The organism is Bacillus sp. PK6-025 (assembly GCF_056530265.1).
On the sequence record NZ_CP096509.1, the window covers coordinates 1,650,628 to 1,667,391 of the forward strand.

Here is a 16,764-nt window from a genome sequence, read left to right on the forward strand (position 1 = left end):
TTTTTTATGAAAAAATCCCCCGCAACAGGCGGGGGATCAACCGTTTATTGTTATTTTTGCGCCTGTCTGCGATAGCGCGCAACAAGCAGCAGGAAGTAGCAAAGGATTCCGAACAGGCAGGAAATGAAGAAAGCGTGGGCGAGTGCAAATCCCAAATCCAGCCTGCTGTAGACAACCGCAATTCCTGAGGCAGCCTGAAGGATAATCAGGATCAGGGAAATCATCCAGCCCCAATAAATGCGTTTTTGATTTTTATACTGTTTGGCCGCATGTATCGCTGCCGCAATGATCCAAGCGAACAGAAGAAGCGCCGCAGCCCTGTGTCCCATCTGCACCCATTCGTGAAACTTCCCTGGGAGCCAGCCGTTTTGTGTGCTGCACATCGGAAAGTCAAGACACGCAAGGCTTGACTTCGTATGCCGGACATATGCGCCTGTATAAACGACGACATATGTGTATATAATGATTCCTATCATATGAAACTGCATGGTTTTTCCTATATAAAACGATTCGGCTTTCTGCTTGCTGTCAGCTTCAAACACGAGGAGCGTCAACAGCAGAACAGATGCAAAGGAAATAAGCGAGATTCCGAAGTGCAAAGCCATGATCAGGGCCGAAGACCCGAAGACGACCGCCGCAGCGCCCAGGAGCGCCTGAAGAATGAGGAAGACGACCGACATCACCGCGAGAAATTTCGTTTCTCTGATATGGCCGATTTTTTTCCATGTCCAAATGGCGAGAGCCAGCACAAGGACGCCGGATGTGCCGCTGACAAACCTGTGGCTCCATTCGATAATCGATTCAAGGGTTAGAGCCGGGAATATGCTTCCGTTGCAAAGCGGCCAAGATCTGCCGCAGCCCATTCCCGAACCCGTCTTTGTGACGAGGGCGCCGCCGATCAGCACGAAAAGCATGGCGATAGTTGTGATAATTCCCAAGCCTTTTAATGCTTTATTCATAAATTCAATTCTCCTTTTTTAATGCAAACTGACTAATAAAAAGATATTTACCACCTTCAAGTGTAAGCGAATTGATGTTCTGCTGCAATTCATAATGATTATTGTTCACAAAAATGCAATAGAAGGCGTTCACATTTTTATTGGTTTTGAAGACTTGATAATTGTGGCTTCGTTTGATAGAACTATATTAGAATGACAGTGGTTTTCCGCTCTTGTTCACAACTTTTCCTTCATCTGTAAAGAAAGTCATAAAAAGTTCACAAATATAAACCGGTTTGTCGATTAATATTTAATAGGCTGTTTTTTTCCAACCGGTAATCTTGTATGATAGAGTTGTAGGTTTTTTATGAATATACCGCTTCTCTTGACGTGATGAAGGTTTGAGTAAGGGGGGTTAGTATTATGGCTGAAACAAGAATTACAGCTGATACAGCAATGAATGGACAAATAGAAGAGACGACAGCATGGAAAGATTTCCTCGCCCTTATCAAAGTCGGGATTGTTTACTCGAACCTGATAACAACTTTTACGGGCTTGTGGCTCGCTTTTTACTTTTCAAATCTGAGCTTTCTAGGAAACCTTGATATCGTGCTGTTCACTTTAGCGGGATCCTCGCTTATTATCGCAGGATCATGCGTCATCAACAACTATTATGACCGTGATATTGACCAGCTTATGCAGCGGACGAGAACAAGGCCGACGGTGACTGGTAAAATCCAGCCTTCACAGGCATTGTGGTTCGGCATTCTGCTGACTGCGCTCGGTTTTATCATGCTGCTGATGACCAATCTGACAACTGCCGCAGTAGGCTTTGTCGGCGTCTTTACGTACGTGTTTCTATACACGATGTGGTCAAAGCGCCGCTATACCGTTAATACGATTATCGGAAGTGTGTCAGGGGCTGTTCCTCCTTTGATCGGATGGACCGCTGTCCAAGGCTCCATCGGAGTTGAGGCGTGGGTGCTGTTTTTAATCATGTTTATTTGGCAGATTCCCCACTTTCTGGCGCTTGCGATTAAGAAAACGGAGGAATACAGAGCCGCAAATATACCGATGCTGCCTGTTGTACACGGTTTTGAAGTGACGAAAAGGCAAATCATCATTTGGATTGCCTGCTTAATGCCGCTGCCGTTTTTCCTGGGCGGACTCGGACTGCCGATCGTCATTTTGGGAACGGTACTAAATATCGGCTGGCTCGTTTGCGGTCTGGTCGGTTACAGAAGCAAAAATATCATGAAGTGGGCAACGCTCATGTTTGTATATTCATTAAATTACTTGACCATATTCTTCGTTGCCATGGTCGTATTCACACTTTTTAAAATTGGATAGAACTCTATAATTCATCACATTGAAGGCTGTCACTTAACACTTCAAACAGACAACAATCATGTAAAAGCCGCCTTATCGATTTTTTTCGATTATGTTTAACAAGGCGGCTTTACGTTCATACATAGATGGTATTTTGAGTAAAAAACCTCATTATTTAAGAAATGAGGAAATGTAAGTGCTTTAATTTAAGTGGGGAGTCAGATGAATGAATAGGTGTCCTATAAACGTTTGAACAGTGAAAGTTTCAAAAGGATTGATTGAAAAGGGGTTGGGAAGAAATGTTAAAGAAATGGCGTCTGATGTCGCTGTTCACTATTTTGGCGCTCGTTTTAGCAGGGTGCGGAGAACCGTTCATATCAACGCTGCAGCCGGCGGGCGAGGTGGCTGATCAGCAGTATTTCCTAATGATTCTCAGCACGCTGATCATGGTTGTTGTTGTAGTGGTGGTAAGTTTCATTTTCGTATTTGTCATCGTCAGGTACAGAAGATCTAAGCTCGGTGATGACCACATCCCGAAACAGGTTGAAGGAAACCGCAATTTAGAAATTTTATGGACTGTTATTCCAATTCTTCTCCTTCTTATCCTGGTTGTTCCTGTTGTCGCACAGACCTTTGATCTTGCTGATACAAAACCGATGGATAAGAAAAACAGGGATCCGGAGAAGGCGCTGGTCGTCAATGTCCGGGCGAACCTTTACTGGTGGGAATTCGAATATCCTGACTACGGCGTGGTGACGAGCCAGGAGCTGGTCGTGCCGACCGATGAACGCGTTTACTTTAAGCTGAAAGCTTCCGATGTCAAACATTCATTCTGGGTTCCTTCAGTCGGGGGTAAGATTGATACGAACACAGACAATGAAAACAAATTCTTCTTAACGTTCGATTCAAAACGCGCTGAAAAAGCCGGAGACTATTTCTACGGGAAATGCGCCGAGCTCTGCGGACCTTCCCATGCTTTAATGGACTTTAAAGTTAAAGCGGTTTCGAAGGATGAGTTCAAGGAATGGATGAGCGATATGGAAAACTATAAAGCGGGGGCGAAAACCGATCTCGCTGTTGAAGGAGAAAAAGTGTTCAAAGAGAAAAACTGCCTGAGCTGTCATGCGACCGATTCAAAAGATCAAAGGGCGGAAGCGGCCAGAACGGCTCCGAACCTCGCGACTTTTGGAGACCGGTCGACGATCGCCGGTGTGAAGGAATTCAGCGATGAAAACTTGAGAGCGTGGCTCAAGGATCCTGAAAGCATAAAACCGGGCAACAAAATGACCGGCACATACCCTGATTTGAGCGACAAGGAACTTGATGCACTGACTGAATATTTAAAGGGGTTAAAAACGGAAGACTAACGCTTCAAAGGGAGAATGAGGGAGGTTACATTGTGAGTACGCTTAAGAAAAAGCAAGGTTTTGGGGCTGTATTATGGGACTATTTAACGACTGTCGATCATAAAAAGATTGCCATCCTTTATTTGCTGGGCGGCGGGTTCTTCTTTGTGCTCGGCGGAATCGAAGCGATGCTGATCAGGGTTCAGCTGATGATACCGAACAATGACATCATGAGCGGCGGAGTCTACAATGAGATCATGACGATGCACGGTACAACGATGATTTTCCTGGCAGCGATGCCGCTTTTGTTCGCACTGATGAACGCCGTCGTTCCGCTGCAGATAGGCGCGAGGGATGTTGCGTTTCCATTTTTGAACTCGCTCGGCTTCTGGCTGTTCCTTTTCGGCGGCATCTTTCTGAATTTAAGCTGGTTTTTGGGAGGGGCACCCGATGCCGGCTGGACGTCTTACGCGTCGCTTTCCCTTCATTCCGAAGGGCACGGGATCGATTTCTATGTTCTCGGTCTGCAAATTGCCGGGATCGGTACGCTGATTGCCGGAATTAACTTTCTCGCGACGATTATCAATATGAGGGCGCCGGGCATGACATACATGAGGCTGCCGCTTTTCACATGGACGACATTCGTCGCTTCGGCTTTGATTTTATTCGCGTTCCCGCCGCTGACCGTAGGCATCGCGCTCTTGATGCTGGACCGGTTGTTCGGAACGAGCTTTTTCAATCCGGAATTAGGCGGTAATACGATCATTTGGGAGCATCTGTTCTGGATCTTCGGACACCCTGAAGTTTATATTCTCGTACTCCCGGCGTTCGGAATCTTTTCGGAAATCATTCCGGTTTTTGCGAGAAAAAGGCTGTTCGGTTATTCTTCAATGGTATTTGCGACCGTATTGATCGGCTTTTTAGGCTTCATGGTTTGGGCCCACCATATGTTTACAACGGGACTCGGGCCTGTGGCGAACGCCATTTTTGCGGTGGCGACGATGGCCATTGCCGTCCCGACCGGAATTAAAATCTTCAACTGGCTGCTCACGGCTTGGGGCGGGAGCATTAAGTTTACAACGCCGATGCTTTATGCGATTTCTTTTATCCCGTCGTTTGTCATGGGCGGGGTGACAGGTGTCATGCTTGCTGCTGCACCGGCTGACTATCAGTTCCACGACACGTACTTTGTCGTGGCTCACTTCCATTACGTCATCATCGGCGGAGTGGTGTTTGCCATCCTCGCCGGCGCTCATTACTGGTGGCCGAAAATGTTCGGGAAAATGCTGAGCGAAGCGTTGGGCAAAATAACATTTGTGCTCTTTTTCATCGGGTTCCATCTGACTTTCTTCATCCAGCATTGGCTCGGGTTGTGGGGAATGCCGAGACGCGTGTTCACATACTTGCCGAATCAGGGATTTGACATGGCGAACTTAATCAGTTCAATCGGAGCTGTGTTTATGGCGGCTGCGGTCATCATACTCGTGATCAATATTATCGTGACGACTGCCAAAGGGGAAAAAGTCGGCAGCGATCCTTGGCATGACGGAAGAACGCTTGAGTGGGCCGTTTCTTCACCGCCTCCTGAATACAACTTTAAACAGCTGCCTCTAGTTAGAGGCCTTGATGCTTTATGGATCGAAAAAAGAGCCGGCAAGCAGTCAATGACCGCCGCGGAGCCGCTTCAGGACGTCCATATGCCAAACGGATCGATTCTCCCGTTCATCATGTCACTCGGGCTGTTTATATCGGCTTTCGGCTTCATGTACCGGACGGAATTTGCCTGGGGGCTGCCTGTCATTCTGATTGGATTAGGAATCACATTATTTATGATGCTTCTCCGGTCTGTAATTGATGACCACGGGTATCATATTCATAAAGAAGATCTGATGGATGATGACGACAAAGGGGTGAAGGCATAATGCATACAGAAGAGAAATTAACGGCTGAAACCTTCCCGGCTTCTCCTGAAAAAGCTACATTAGAAGGAAAAAATAAGTTTATCGGCTTTTGGCTATTTCTCGGAGGAGAGACGGTTCTTTTCGCGTCTCTCTTCGCAACATACCTTGCGCTGAAGAATTCGAATGCAGGAGGGCCGAAAACGACTGAGATGTTTGACATGGGGCTGGTCTTTCTGGCGACAATGCTCCTTTTAACGAGCAGTTTAACGAGCGTATATGCCATGTATCATATGAAGAACTTTGCTTTTAAAAAGATGCAGGTTTGGCTCGGAATCACTGTTCTGCTCGGTGCAGGCTTCCTGGCGCTTGAAATATATGAATTCACCCATTATATTCACGAATATGGGTTCACCATTCAAAGCTCGGCTCTCGGCTCCGCTTTTTATACGCTAGTCGGCACGCACGGTGCGCACGTTACGTTCGGGCTGCTCTGGATTCTTTCTTTGATGATCAGAAATGCGCGCCGCGGATTAAGCCTTTACAACGCGCCGAAGTTTTTTGTCGCAAGCCTCTATTGGCATTTTATCGACGTTGTCTGGGTGTTTATCTTTACCGTTGTATACTTGATGGGGATGGTGGGATAAAAATGGTGAATAACGAAAACAGAGGGAATCCCAAAACAGATCTTGCCTACCGCAAAAAGAAAAACGCGGAGGACATGAGATATCAGGTTATTTCATTCGGTTTGATGATCGGCTTGACCCTTGTCGCTTTTTTAACGGTCGCCTCAGATGCAGGCGTATGGTTTACGGTGCCGTTCATTCTGCTGCTAGCCGTCATTCAGGTTGCATTTCAGCTGTACTACTTCATGCATATGAGTCAGCGGGGGCATGAAGCGCCGACTTTGTTCCTTTATTCGGGCGTTTTGGTCGCTTTTGTTACCGTTTTGGCTTTTGTGACGCTTATCTGGTGGTAATCGAACCGACATACAGAAAGGAGGATGCCTCATGTTGGGCAGCCTTGAAATATTCGGTTTTCGCGCCCTGTGGAGCCCCTATTTCCTAGGGGCTGTCGTTTTCATAACCGTCCTTTACTTTTTTCTGATGAAACGATTTGGATCAGAAGAAGAGCGGGCATCCAGGAAAGAAATCGGTTTATTCGTGACAGCGATGTTTCTTTTATACGCGTCTAAAGGCAGTCCGATTGATTTGCTGGGACATATTATGTTCAGCGCGCATATGGCGCAAATGGCGGTTTTGTATTTGATCGTACCGCCTTTGATCATCCTTGGCATACCGCCTTGGTTTTGGAAAAAGATCATTTTTCTGCCGGTCGTCAAGCCGCTGTTCCGGTTTTTTTCAAAACCATTGATCGCGATTATCGTGTTTAACGGTTTATTTTCGATGTATCACATTCCTTTGGTGTTTGATTTTATTAAGACAGATGCCGTTTATCATGCCGTCATTACGGTGCTGATCTTCATTGCGGCGTTTTTCATGTGGTGGCCGCTTGTTCACAAGGTCGAGGAGCTTCCGCAAATGAACGGACTTTTGAAACTCGGCTACATTATGGCTGACGGCATTTTGCTGACACCGGCGTGCGCGCTGATCATGTTCAGCGATACGACCCTGTATTCGACATATTCAGATCCTTCCGCATGGGCGGAGGCAATGAAACTGTGCGTTCCTCTCGATACGCTGAGCGGAATGACGCTTACAGGTCCGGAAATGTTCAGCAGCATGCCTGTTCTGGAAGATCAGCAGCTTGGCGCGATCGTCATGAAAATCTTACAGGAAATCGTGTACGGGACATTTTTGGCGATTATCTTTTTCGGATGGGCGAGGAAGGAAAGAGCCAAAGACGAAAAGGAACTGGAAGAAGAGCGATACTCGCCGTCTACGGTTCATTAAGATGAAAAAAGGGTACAGCCTCATCAGAGGGGCTGTACCCTTTTTATGTACGTCTGCTACACTTCAAGCGCTGAAACTTTTTCTTTGATTGAATTCAGCACCGTCTTGCTTGTTTTGAGGAGCTGCGGCGGGAAATGTTCGTTTTCACCGTATTCCACTCCATGCGGATAATAATATTTGCCCAGAAGCGGTGTCATCAGTTTGATGACCGCGCGCCGGGCGCCCACATCGCCTTCGACGGCATATCCGAACACGCGGAGGTAGTACCTGCCTTCCACCATATCGAATTTGCGGTCATATGTGACGCGTTCATAATCCCATTGGCCAGCTCTTACGAACCCTTCGTTTTCCATGATGTCGTCTAACCGGTTAAGGTCAGCAGTCAAGCCTTCGATACCGGATTCTTCAAATTTCATCCCGTAAAACCCCCTTTAAAAAATTACCTTTACTGACAATCATAGTATGAAAGCGTTAAACTTTCAATCCTGGCTTTAGCCGATATATAAATATTTTTGTGAACAGTATGAATCGCGGGCGGCTTGACGACAATATGAACAAACGAAAGACAAGAGGAGGTCTTCTGATTGACACGTGTGAAAGATATTATGACAAAGGAAATATTATATTGTACAGTTCTTGATAATGTGTACGAGGCTGCCGTGAAAATGAAAGACGGAAATGTCGGAGCGATTCCGGTTGTGCTTGATGACGGTTTGGAACTGGTTGGGATCGTTACTGACCGGGATTTGGTGCTGCGGGGGATCGCCGTTAAAAAACCAAATTCGCAAAAAATTACAAATGTCATGACGACGGATCTCATTACGGTAAGTGAAGACGATTCAATTGAAAAAGCGGTTGATCTCATGGGAGATTATCAGATCAGGAGGGTCCCGGTTACACGGGGAAAGACGCTTGCGGGCATCATTACGCTAGGCGATGTTTCAACCCACAAAAAATCAAACCGGCAGGCTGGCGACGCGCTGACATTTATATCGGAAAACGAAGAGAGGCCTGGAGATTTTCTTCATTAAAACATATTTTGTCGCACATCTTAATAGGCTGTATTATCATTGAAAATTCATGTCAGTTCTGTTTAAATGACACTAAAGGCAAGTTTTTGATGCGGTGCGCCGTTTTATGGATAGATTGATCCGTCAGTCGGAGGTGAAAGTTTGAAAAATATATTAAGAGCGGTTGTGATCCTTCTCATCGTTGCGGCTTCATACACGCTGTTTATTCAATACGGTTCAACACCTGAGGAAATTGTGAAGGAAGACAAGCCGCAAGTCTCAAACGAGGATGCGAAAAAAGAGAAATCCTTGAACATTCCCGATTCCGGCTTGCTTTCTTTTATCGGAGAGTCGGCTGAGACGATCGAAAAGAAACTGGGGAAACCGGACAGGGTCGATCCTTCAGCATATGATTATGAATGGTGGGTCTATAGCCAAGGGGCAAAACAGTACGTTCAAATCGGCTTGCTTGGCGGCAAGGCCGTGACATTGTTTGCGACAGGCGACGGGTTGAACACCGCTCCGTTTAAAATTGGACGGCCGTCAAGGGAAGTTTTCAAAACCGCCCAGATCGCCCCGTATGTCAATGTTCAATATAAAGGCAGTTCATACCGTTTCGAATTTTCTGAGGAAGACATGAATACAAGGCCGACGGTGAAAGTCGGAGACATTTATGTTCAGCTGTATATGGATAAATTCGAGGGGACGCTGTCAAGCATCAGGGCATTTGATGCGCCGACTTTCATCAAGCAAAGGCCGTATGAAGTTGTCTACAGAGGCACCCTGATCGAACCTCAAGCATTGACAGAATCGGATTGGAAAAAAATCGAGAAAGCAAATGAGAAGCAGATCTTTGATTTGACGAATGTCATCCGCGCAAGACACGGTCTTTCCCAGCTCTCTTGGGATGAAGGCGTATCAAAAGTGGCATACGGCCACAGCAGCGACATGAAAGAGCACCATTATTTCTCCCATGTGTCAGAAACGGAAGGCACGCTCAAAGACAGGCTGGAAAAAGGGAAAGTGAACTTTGAGCAGGCGGGGGAAAATATCGCGCTCAACTATGTCGACGGGCCTGCGGCGGTTGAAGGCTGGTTAAACAGCGAAGGACACAGAAAAGCGCTATTAAATGCCGACTATACTCATCTCGGAGTCGGGGTGGACGAGAAATATTATACGCAGAACTTTATTAAAGAATGGCACTAGAGCCCGGGATCATACCCGGGTTTTTAGTTTTTAGAGAAAACCATGAAACTTTTAATGTTTGGTCTGCTGCTCACTCTTCCGCACGGACTCCTATAAAAAGAGGAATTTTTAGGCGAACACATTTTGCCGGGGCGGATTACACTATAGCAGGCATATGTTTTCGGAGGGGGTGTAGACGTTGGCAAATCAAAACGCGCAATCATCCATTGATGAATTTAAGCAATTTATTAAACGGCATCCTAAGTTGATTTCCGAAGTCCGGAAACAAGAAAAAAGCTGGCAGGAAGTATATGAAAACTGGGTTTTGCTCGGGGAAGACGATTCGATTTGGGATCCGTACAGGGAAAAAGAAGCTTCGGCAGAAAAGGAGCCTTCTGCTGGCGGCAAAAACGATTTCATTTCAAAAATGGTGACGGCCGTCCGAAAGATGGATGCCAATCAAATGAATGAGCAGATCAATAAAATGAGCCAGTCTATTTCTTCGCTGCAAAGCTTGCTCAGCCAGTTTTCGGGCGGAAGCCAAAAACAGCAGAATCAAAGCGGCGGCGAGCATCCGTTTTCTTTCCGAAAAGATTAGGGAAGGAGTCAGACATGCGTAAAGAAGTGCAGGAGTATGTGTTCGCTGATGAAGAGCGCCGCCGGTTCATCCGTGAGCAGCCGGTCTGGTACCGCAAGCTTTCGCGGAATCCGAATGACTTGTCAGCCTTTCATCTCGATATGATGAACTTTTATGAAAAAACGATTCCTCACAGGGTCAACCAGCTATCGGGCGGCATTCAGATGGCCCAGATGATGCTTCAAATGTTTCATGCGATGCGCACTCAGGATTAATTTAAAGCCTGAGTCTTTTTTTTATGATGATAAATCGTGTCATTCTGGCAAAGCTAGGTGTAAAGGAGTTGATCTGTGATGAAAAAGTGCTGGCTTGTAATCATGTTGTGCCTCTTGCTGGCCGGCTGCGCCACCCATAAACCAAAACCCAAGGGCGTTTCAGAATGGCGCGATGCAGCTTGTGCAAGCGAAGTTTTTGGAAAATAATAGTTTGGAGGCGGCACAGACATTTTTGAAAACGGCTGTTTTGTGATACACTATAGCTGGAGGTGCATGTCTATGTTTGCCACAATGGAATCGTTGCGGCTTCAAAATGAAGCATATGATTTGGCCAACATGATTCTTCAATCAGAGGCGGCTGAATATTACAGAAAATGCTACAAGCGTCTCCGCGAAGATGAAGAGGCCGGACGTATTATCGATTCGTTTACGAAAATAAAAGAACAGTATGAGGATGTGCAGCGCTTTGGCAAGTATCATCCTGATTATAAAGAGATATCCAAGAAAATGAGGGAAATCAAACGGGAGCTTGACCTTCACAATACAGTAGCCGAATTTAAAAAGGCGGAAACCGAGCTGCAATCTATCCTAGATGAAGTCAGCGTGGAAATCGGTCAGGCTGTATCAAAACATATCAAAGTACCGACTGGAAACCCTTATTTTGATAATCTTTCATCTTGCGGCGGCGGCTGCGGGTCAGGCGGAAGCTGCGGCTGTAAAGTTTCCTGATGAGGCTCGGTCGCCCCGAGTCTCGTTTTTTTTAGAACTTCATGCACAGAGCGACAGGCAGGTGAACAATTTGGAAATCAGGCGTCAAGGCTTAATCGTTTGGCTGCACTCCTTGAAGCAGGCGAAAATGCTCAGGAAATTCGGAAATGTTCATTACGTTTCAAAGCGGCTGAAATATGTAGTGGTTTATTGCAATATGGAAGATGCCGAAAGAATCATCGCTAAAATACGTTCGTACTCTTTTGTCAAACAGGTGGATCTTTCATACAAACCGTTCTTGAAAATGGAGTTTGAATCCAAGCAGGATAAAGCGAAAGAATACGACTATAAAGCCGGGCTCTAACTTGCTTTATTTTAAAAAAATCCCCGCAGAAATACCTCTGCGGGGTCCTTCTATTCCTTAAAAATCAAGGAGAAGGCAAAGGGAGAGGAGAAACCGGAGGAAGAACTTATGGGGAAACGTAAGTCTTCTCCGCGGTTGGCAACAACATCAATCGATGCTGTTGCTATTATTATCACCACTGAGCCTTTTTGCTATACATATGAATTTGTACTTTGGGTGTTTGTGCCAGAAAACACTTTATGATAAGATAGGAATGATTTTTTTCGAGTTTTAAGAAAAAGTGGTGGAAGTATGAGAGTGATTTCTGGGACGTATAAGGGACGTGCCTTAAAAGCGGTTCCCGGCACGTCGACAAGGCCGACGACTGATAAAGTAAAGGAATCCATCTTTAATATGATCGGCCCGTATTTTGAAGGCGGCACGGGTCTTGATCTGTACGCGGGAAGCGGCGGATTGGGGATTGAAGCGCTGTCGCGGGGGTTTGACCGCTTCATTTTTGTCGACCGTGATTTTAAAGCGATTCAAACCGTAAAAGGCAATTTGAAAACACTGGGCTTGGAAAAACGGGCCGAGGTATACAGGAATGACGCTGAACGGGCTCTCCATGCGCTGGTGAAAAGGGGCGCAAGCTTTGACGCCGTCTTTTTGGACCCGCCATATCGAGAACAAAAGCTGGAAGCGCTTTTATCGAAGATTGATGAAGCGGATATGCTGACTGACAGAGGTTTTATTGTAGCTGAGCATGGGAAGGAAGTTATCCTTCCGACCGAGGCGGGCGGACTTCAGCTTGCCCGTCAGGAAATATACGGCTTAACAGGCGTGACCATATACAGAAAGAGAGGGAATGGGGATGGCTAGCATTGCCGTTTGTCCCGGAAGTTTTGATCCGGTGACTTTTGGACATTTGGATATCATCAGGCGCGGGGCGAAAGTGTTTGACAAAGTGTATGTATGCGTCTTGAACAATTCTTCGAAAAAGCCGCTGTTTACGGTGGAAGAACGCTGTGGGCTGCTTCGCGAAGTGACGAAGGATATCCCGAATGTGCAAGTGGAATCTTTCCAGGGGCTATTGATTGATTATGCAAAGAGCAAGCAGGCGAACGTCATCCTGCGAGGGCTTAGAGCGGTATCTGACTTTGAATACGAGATGCAGGGAACCTCTATGAACAAAGTGCTTGATGAAAATATTGAAACGTTTTTTATGATGACGAATAACCAATACTCATTCCTTAGTTCAAGCATTGTCAAAGAAGTGGCAAAATATAAAGGTTCAGTCGCAGAACTCGTGCCGGAAGCGGTCGAGGCTGCACTTGAAAAAAAGTTTGCAAAAAATGAGCGGCCGTAATCGGCTGCTCATTTTTTAGCAGGGGTGAAAGACTTGGCATAAAGAATGCTGTAAATGAGAAGGGTGCCGATCGTAAGGAGCGGACCAATCTCTGCCAACGCGTTCCACATCTGCAGAAAGAAAGATTCCGTTTTCCCGGCCGTCAGAAAGGAGAAGGCCGGCTCCGTCGGAGAATAGAGCGATGTATAAAGAGGCTTCCAAAGAATAAGAACAAAGATCGCTGCATAAATTCCCTGAAGGATGCGGGCGATAAAAAACGGCTTAAAGCGAATATCGGTTTCAGCAAGAATGCCTGCAACCTGCGCCTGAACGCAGAAGCCGCTGAAACCCAAAATAAAGCTGACAATCACCGCTTGCTGGAGAAGCGCCGCATCCGTGGCACTGACCAGTTTGCTGCCGAGCGTAATTTCAAACAATCCCGATAATAACGGTTTATCAAAATCACCGGGGAATTGAAGAGCAGTCAAAATCATTCGTGTGGCGTGCGAAAGAATGTCGGTGATGTGCATCACAGAAAGAATGTTATTAAAAACCGAAAAAAGAATGATGAAGCCGCCCACCATTAACAGCGTTTGGACAGAAGAGATGACAGCATCGCTCAAAAGTTTGCCGAGCGGCCGCTTTTCTTCAAGTCTTGCCTGATGGAGCGCTTTTAAGGCTTCTTTAATAGAAGGCAAAGGAAGCTTCTTTCGCACAGCGGTGCGGTTCTCTTCTTTTCTTCCGTAAGTACGCATCGTCAACCCGACTGCGAAATTGCCCAAATAATGGGCTGCCGCAAGCACGACGCCGAGAGAAGGATTATGGAAAAAGCCGACCGCAACGGCTCCGAAAATAAACAGCGGGTTAGATGAGTTGGTGAACGAAGCGAGCCGCTCTGCTTCGACCCGTGAAATCTGCCGCTCTTGTCTCAGCCTTGAAGTCAGTTTTGCACCGGCCGGATTTCCTGATGCCATTCCCATCGCAAGCACGAACCCTCCGACGCCGGGAACGCGGAACACCGGTCTCATGAAAGGCTCGAGCAGCAGCCCGACAAACCTGACGACACCAAATCCGATCAAGAGCTCTGATAAAATAAAAAAAGGCAAAAGGGAAGGGAATACGACCTCCCACCACATGGCAAGTCCACTTTTAGAAGCGTCAAATGATTCTTGCGGATGGGTGATGACGGCGGCTGTAAACGAAAGCAGCAAAACGGCAATCATAAGTGTCTTTACCTTTGACATGTCCATTTCTAACCCCCTTTGCGGCTGTGAATACACATTGGAAACAGGATCATGATAAAATAAACGAAAAGCTTGCCCGATTTGTGCGGAAGCCTTCTCCGTGAAACTTCTTTATCATTATACGAAGGCTGGTCCTCATTTTAGACCACCAGATTGCAGATCGGCGATACAAATGAACCGGAAGCTGCTTGAGACTTGCTGAAGCCCTTCTCCTTAATAAGCATCAATAGAAGGTATGGCATACATCTGTGAATTCATGCAGGCTGAAAATTTGGAACCGGACGGAAGATGTGAGCCGGTGAAGATAAAGATGGAGGGTTACATATACATGCTGAAAAAAAGAATTATACGCATCGCATTACTGATCGTTATCATCACGGCCGCGCTGTCATTTGTGAAGCTGCCTTATTACATTACAGAACCCGGCGAAGCGACTGAGCTGAAACCTTTAATTAAAGTTGATAACGGCTATCCTGAAAAAGGGAGCTTTTCTTTAATGACAGTGAAAGTCGGCCCTGCAAATCCGCTTACATACATGTGGGCAAAAGTGCGCCCTTATCACGAAATTCTTCCGGAAGAAAATTTCAAACAAGAAGGCGAATCTGATCAGGAATATATGAAGCGCCAGCTGCAAATGATGAGAGATTCCCAGGAAAATGCGATGATCGCCGCTTATAAGCGGGCCGGAAAAGAAGTCAGCTACACGTTTAACGGCGTATATGCCATGACGGTCGTCAGCGGCATGCCTGCAGAAGGAAAAATACAAGTCGGAGACAAAATTAAAAAAGCTGACGGAAAAACGTTCCGTTCAGCGGAGAGCTTCGTCCGCTACATCGAATCAAAAAAAGCCGGAGACCCCGTGAAAATCGTAGTTGAACGGGATAAAGAAGAAAAAACATATGAGATGAAGCTGAAAACATTTAAAGAAGATCCGAAGAGAGCCGGGCTTGGCGTATCCCTCATCACAGACCGCAATGTCAAGGTGAAGCCGGAGGTCGATATGGACATTGAAAACATCGGCGGTCCTTCGGCGGGGCTGATGATGTCAATGGAGATCTATAATCAGCTGACAAAAGAAGACGAGACAAAAGGACACCATATTGCGGGAACCGGAACGATCGATGACGAAGGCAAAGTCGGTCCGATCGGCGGCATCAGCCAGAAAGTCGTTGCCGCAGATAAGGCGGGAGCCGACATCTTTTTTGCTCCGAACGAAGGCGGAAAAAAAGGATCTAACTACGAAGAAGCGGTCAAAACGGCAAAAGATATTAAAACCGATATGAAAATCGTCCCTGTCGACACGATGGATGATGCGATTCATTATTTGGAAGATAAAGTGAAAACCGCCTGATGAGCAACATCAGGCGGTTTTATTTGCGCAAAAATATCCGGCTGTCTTCGTCATACCTGATCGGCGAAAGGGAATATTCCTGCTCCGTCAGCATCGTCCGCCCCGGCTCTTTGAGCGGGGCGCTGTATACTTGACCCGCTTTTATGTCGAGCTGAAGGGAAGGGTGGGAAAAAGATCCCGTCTTTGTAATAAGGGGTACGCTCAAGCTTTTTTTCTTTTCCGCTAAATAGGCCTGTCCTTTTTTTGTCATGCCGAGAAGTCTGATGTATGCCGGATACGGTTCGCTTAACATGCGCTTGACGTCGGCTTTCTTCGTTTTTGTGAGGATATGGGTGTTCATGCGCTGCAGCCTTGTCCACGTATAGCGCTTCGTTTTCAAAAGCTCCATGTATTCCTTAAATGAGCCTGCTTTTCGGATCGCTTTTTTGGCGCGGTGCTCAAGTCCTTCTTCCACTTCATAAATCCCTTTCAGCTCTTCTGTATCCATTGTATGGAGGCTGTATTTCAAAAAGGGGAAATAATCTTCGGGCGAGTGCCACATGCCGAAAGTCCGGGCGTATTCATCAAGCTCGTCGATCGATGGCTTTGGAAGGTAGAAGCGGCTGTTCGCGAGGCTTCCCGTTTCAAAGATCGATTTGCGTATGCTTGTGGCGCTTGCGATTCGGTCCGCTTCCGGGAAGGCTGAATCGTGATAGCCCGAGGATCGGCGCTTGACGGTTTCAGGCTTCATGCTCAATTGCTTTTGAACGATGGCTTTCACATAATGGAATCCGAGTATGTTGTTCGGCTTTGAAAGGTCAACAATGTTTCTGCCGTCTCCGGTTACAGCCCGGAACGCCTTTGCCATCGCTTGCGGGTAGCTCAGCCCAAACGCTATTTGTTTTTTTGCTTCTTCGTTGAGCCCGTCTTCGTGCTCTATCGTATGTGCGGCTGTATTGAGAAACGCCTCAATATCGCCGTGCTCGCTTCCGAAAAACAAAGAAGCACACCCTAACTCATTTAAAATCGCGACGGCGCCTTCAGCAAACGTTTCCGCTTTTTGAACAGCGAATATGTAAGGAAGTTCAACGACGACATCGACAAAAGATGCGAGCGCCATCTTCGTTCGCGCCCACTTTGAGACGATGGCGGGTTCGCCGCGCTGCAAAAAGGAACCGCTCATAACGGCAACCGCCACCTCGCTCCGGGTTTCCGATTTTGCTTCCTTTATATGATATAAATGTCCGTTATGAAAAGGGTTGTATTCCACAACAAGGCCGACCGCTTTCATTTTTTCACCTCTCTTGCATCTCTTGAAATAGT

General features: G+C 46.6%; 21 protein-coding genes. 17 read left to right on the forward strand and 4 right to left on the reverse strand.

The window, feature by feature from the left end:
- Positions 1-50: 50 nt before the first annotated feature.
- Complete coding sequence (locus M1D67_RS08600; protein WP_020451271.1) at positions 51-959, reverse strand: COX15/CtaA family protein; 909 nt, start codon at positions 957-959, stop codon at positions 51-53.
- A gap of 402 nt (positions 960-1,361) precedes the next feature.
- On the opposite strand from M1D67_RS08600, the gene cyoE reads away from it, so the two are divergent.
- From cyoE to ctaG, 6 genes are all read left to right on the forward strand, one after another.
- Positions 1,362-2,288, forward strand: coding sequence for a heme o synthase (gene cyoE, locus M1D67_RS08605; protein ID WP_020451272.1), 927 nt, complete (start codon positions 1,362-1,364; stop codon positions 2,286-2,288).
- A 278-nt stretch (positions 2,289-2,566) separates the two neighbouring features.
- Positions 2,567-3,634 (forward strand): cytochrome c oxidase subunit II, encoded by a 1,068-nt coding sequence (gene coxB, locus M1D67_RS08610; protein WP_020451273.1) that lies wholly within the window; start codon positions 2,567-2,569, stop codon positions 3,632-3,634.
- Positions 3,635-3,666: 32 nt separating this feature from the next.
- Positions 3,667-5,535 (forward strand): cytochrome c oxidase subunit I, encoded by a 1,869-nt coding sequence (ctaD, locus tag M1D67_RS08615; RefSeq protein WP_023857264.1) that lies wholly within the window; start codon positions 3,667-3,669, stop codon positions 5,533-5,535.
- Positions 5,535-6,158, forward strand: coding sequence for a cytochrome c oxidase subunit III (gene ctaE / locus M1D67_RS08620; RefSeq protein ID WP_020451275.1), 624 nt, complete (start codon positions 5,535-5,537; stop codon positions 6,156-6,158). Before ctaD ends, ctaE begins: the two co-directional genes overlap by 1 nt.
- Before the next feature lie 2 nt (positions 6,159-6,160).
- On the forward strand, positions 6,161-6,490 hold the full coding sequence (gene ctaF, locus M1D67_RS08625; protein ID WP_020451276.1) for a cytochrome c oxidase subunit IVB: 330 nt from the start codon (positions 6,161-6,163) through the stop codon (positions 6,488-6,490).
- A gap of 34 nt (positions 6,491-6,524) precedes the next feature.
- On the forward strand, positions 6,525-7,424 hold the full coding sequence (ctaG, locus tag M1D67_RS08630; protein WP_261379651.1) for a cytochrome c oxidase assembly factor CtaG: 900 nt from the start codon (positions 6,525-6,527) through the stop codon (positions 7,422-7,424).
- Positions 7,425-7,480: 56 nt separating this feature from the next.
- Here ctaG and M1D67_RS08635 read toward each other — a convergent pair whose 3' ends face one another.
- Positions 7,481-7,840, reverse strand: coding sequence for a YugN family protein (locus M1D67_RS08635; RefSeq protein WP_020451278.1), 360 nt, complete (start codon positions 7,838-7,840; stop codon positions 7,481-7,483).
- 168 nt (positions 7,841-8,008) lie between these two features.
- Between M1D67_RS08635 and M1D67_RS08640 the strand changes: the two genes are divergently transcribed.
- From M1D67_RS08640 to coaD, 10 genes are all read left to right on the forward strand, one after another.
- Positions 8,009-8,455 carry a CBS domain-containing protein gene (locus tag M1D67_RS08640; RefSeq protein WP_023857262.1) on the forward strand — a complete coding sequence of 149 codons (447 nt, stop codon included), beginning with the start codon at positions 8,009-8,011 and terminating at the stop codon, positions 8,453-8,455.
- A gap of 141 nt (positions 8,456-8,596) precedes the next feature.
- Complete coding sequence (locus tag M1D67_RS08645) at positions 8,597-9,640, forward strand: CAP domain-containing protein (protein ID WP_268490312.1); 1,044 nt, start codon at positions 8,597-8,599, stop codon at positions 9,638-9,640.
- 178 nt (positions 9,641-9,818) lie between these two features.
- Positions 9,819-10,217 (forward strand): YlbD family protein, encoded by a 399-nt coding sequence (ylbD, locus tag M1D67_RS08650; RefSeq protein WP_020451281.1) that lies wholly within the window; start codon positions 9,819-9,821, stop codon positions 10,215-10,217.
- A gap of 14 nt (positions 10,218-10,231) precedes the next feature.
- Positions 10,232-10,471: a YlbE-like family protein gene (locus M1D67_RS08655; protein WP_020451282.1), complete on the forward strand. Its 240-nt coding sequence runs from the start codon at positions 10,232-10,234 to the stop codon at positions 10,469-10,471.
- Positions 10,472-10,549: 78 nt separating this feature from the next.
- The gene (locus M1D67_RS08660) at positions 10,550-10,678 is read left to right on the forward strand and encodes a hypothetical protein (protein ID WP_256163750.1); all 129 of its coding nucleotides are present in this window, start codon (positions 10,550-10,552) and stop codon (positions 10,676-10,678) included.
- Positions 10,679-10,750: 72 nt separating this feature from the next.
- Entirely contained in the window at positions 10,751-11,200 is a 450-nt protein-coding gene (gene ricF, locus M1D67_RS08665) for a regulatory iron-sulfur-containing complex subunit RicF (protein ID WP_268490310.1), read from the forward strand.
- 70 nt (positions 11,201-11,270) lie between these two features.
- On the forward strand, positions 11,271-11,543 hold the full coding sequence (locus M1D67_RS08670; RefSeq protein WP_009328559.1) for a YlbG family protein: 273 nt from the start codon (positions 11,271-11,273) through the stop codon (positions 11,541-11,543).
- A 108-nt stretch (positions 11,544-11,651) separates the two neighbouring features.
- Entirely contained in the window at positions 11,652-11,786 is a 135-nt protein-coding gene (locus M1D67_RS08675) for a hypothetical protein (RefSeq protein ID WP_256163752.1), read from the forward strand.
- 48 nt (positions 11,787-11,834) lie between these two features.
- Complete coding sequence (rsmD, locus tag M1D67_RS08680; RefSeq protein ID WP_020451284.1) at positions 11,835-12,401, forward strand: 16S rRNA (guanine(966)-N(2))-methyltransferase RsmD; 567 nt, start codon at positions 11,835-11,837, stop codon at positions 12,399-12,401.
- Positions 12,394-12,888, forward strand: coding sequence for a pantetheine-phosphate adenylyltransferase (gene coaD, locus M1D67_RS08685; protein ID WP_020451285.1), 495 nt, complete (start codon positions 12,394-12,396; stop codon positions 12,886-12,888). Before rsmD ends, coaD begins: the two co-directional genes overlap by 8 nt.
- Before the next feature lie 8 nt (positions 12,889-12,896).
- On the opposite strand, the gene ylbJ is transcribed toward coaD, so the two are convergent.
- Positions 12,897-14,117, reverse strand: a complete 1,221-nt coding sequence (ylbJ, locus tag M1D67_RS08690) for a sporulation integral membrane protein YlbJ (protein ID WP_479831775.1) — start codon at positions 14,115-14,117, stop codon at positions 12,897-12,899.
- Positions 14,118-14,439: 322 nt separating this feature from the next.
- On the opposite strand from ylbJ, the gene M1D67_RS08695 reads away from it, so the two are divergent.
- A complete protein-coding gene (locus M1D67_RS08695; RefSeq protein WP_020451287.1) occupies positions 14,440-15,462 on the forward strand; it encodes a SepM family pheromone-processing serine protease in 1,023 nt (340 codons plus the stop codon).
- A gap of 19 nt (positions 15,463-15,481) precedes the next feature.
- Here M1D67_RS08695 and M1D67_RS08700 read toward each other — a convergent pair whose 3' ends face one another.
- Complete coding sequence (locus M1D67_RS08700; protein ID WP_479831776.1) at positions 15,482-16,732, reverse strand: nucleotidyltransferase; 1,251 nt, start codon at positions 16,730-16,732, stop codon at positions 15,482-15,484.
- Between the last annotated feature and the right edge of the window lie 32 nt (positions 16,733-16,764).

Coding starts and splice junctions, on each gene's coding strand:
- ctaF (WP_020451276.1), top strand. CDS start 6,161: ATGGTGAATAACGAAAACAGAGGGAATCCCAAAACAGATCTTGCCTAC.
- rsmD (WP_020451284.1), top strand. CDS start 11,835: ATGAGAGTGATTTCTGGGACGTATAAGGGACGTGCCTTAAAAGCGGTT.
- M1D67_RS08635 (WP_020451278.1), bottom strand. CDS start 7,840: ATGAAATTTGAAGAATCCGGTATCGAAGGCTTGACTGCTGACCTTAAC.
- M1D67_RS08695 (WP_020451287.1), top strand. CDS start 14,440: ATGCTGAAAAAAAGAATTATACGCATCGCATTACTGATCGTTATCATC.
- M1D67_RS08675 (WP_256163752.1), top strand. CDS start 11,652: ATGGGGAAACGTAAGTCTTCTCCGCGGTTGGCAACAACATCAATCGAT.
- ricF (WP_268490310.1), top strand. CDS start 10,751: ATGTTTGCCACAATGGAATCGTTGCGGCTTCAAAATGAAGCATATGAT.
- M1D67_RS08655 (WP_020451282.1), top strand. CDS start 10,232: ATGCGTAAAGAAGTGCAGGAGTATGTGTTCGCTGATGAAGAGCGCCGC.
- cyoE (WP_020451272.1), top strand. CDS start 1,362: ATGGCTGAAACAAGAATTACAGCTGATACAGCAATGAATGGACAAATA.
- coaD (WP_020451285.1), top strand. CDS start 12,394: ATGGCTAGCATTGCCGTTTGTCCCGGAAGTTTTGATCCGGTGACTTTT.
- coxB (WP_020451273.1), top strand. CDS start 2,567: ATGTTAAAGAAATGGCGTCTGATGTCGCTGTTCACTATTTTGGCGCTC.
- M1D67_RS08600 (WP_020451271.1), bottom strand. CDS start 959: ATGAATAAAGCATTAAAAGGCTTGGGAATTATCACAACTATCGCCATG.
- ylbJ (WP_479831775.1), bottom strand. CDS start 14,117: ATGGACATGTCAAAGGTAAAGACACTTATGATTGCCGTTTTGCTGCTT.
- M1D67_RS08660 (WP_256163750.1), top strand. CDS start 10,550: ATGAAAAAGTGCTGGCTTGTAATCATGTTGTGCCTCTTGCTGGCCGGC.
- ctaE (WP_020451275.1), top strand. CDS start 5,535: ATGCATACAGAAGAGAAATTAACGGCTGAAACCTTCCCGGCTTCTCCT.
- M1D67_RS08700 (WP_479831776.1), bottom strand. CDS start 16,732: ATGAAAGCGGTCGGCCTTGTTGTGGAATACAACCCTTTTCATAACGGA.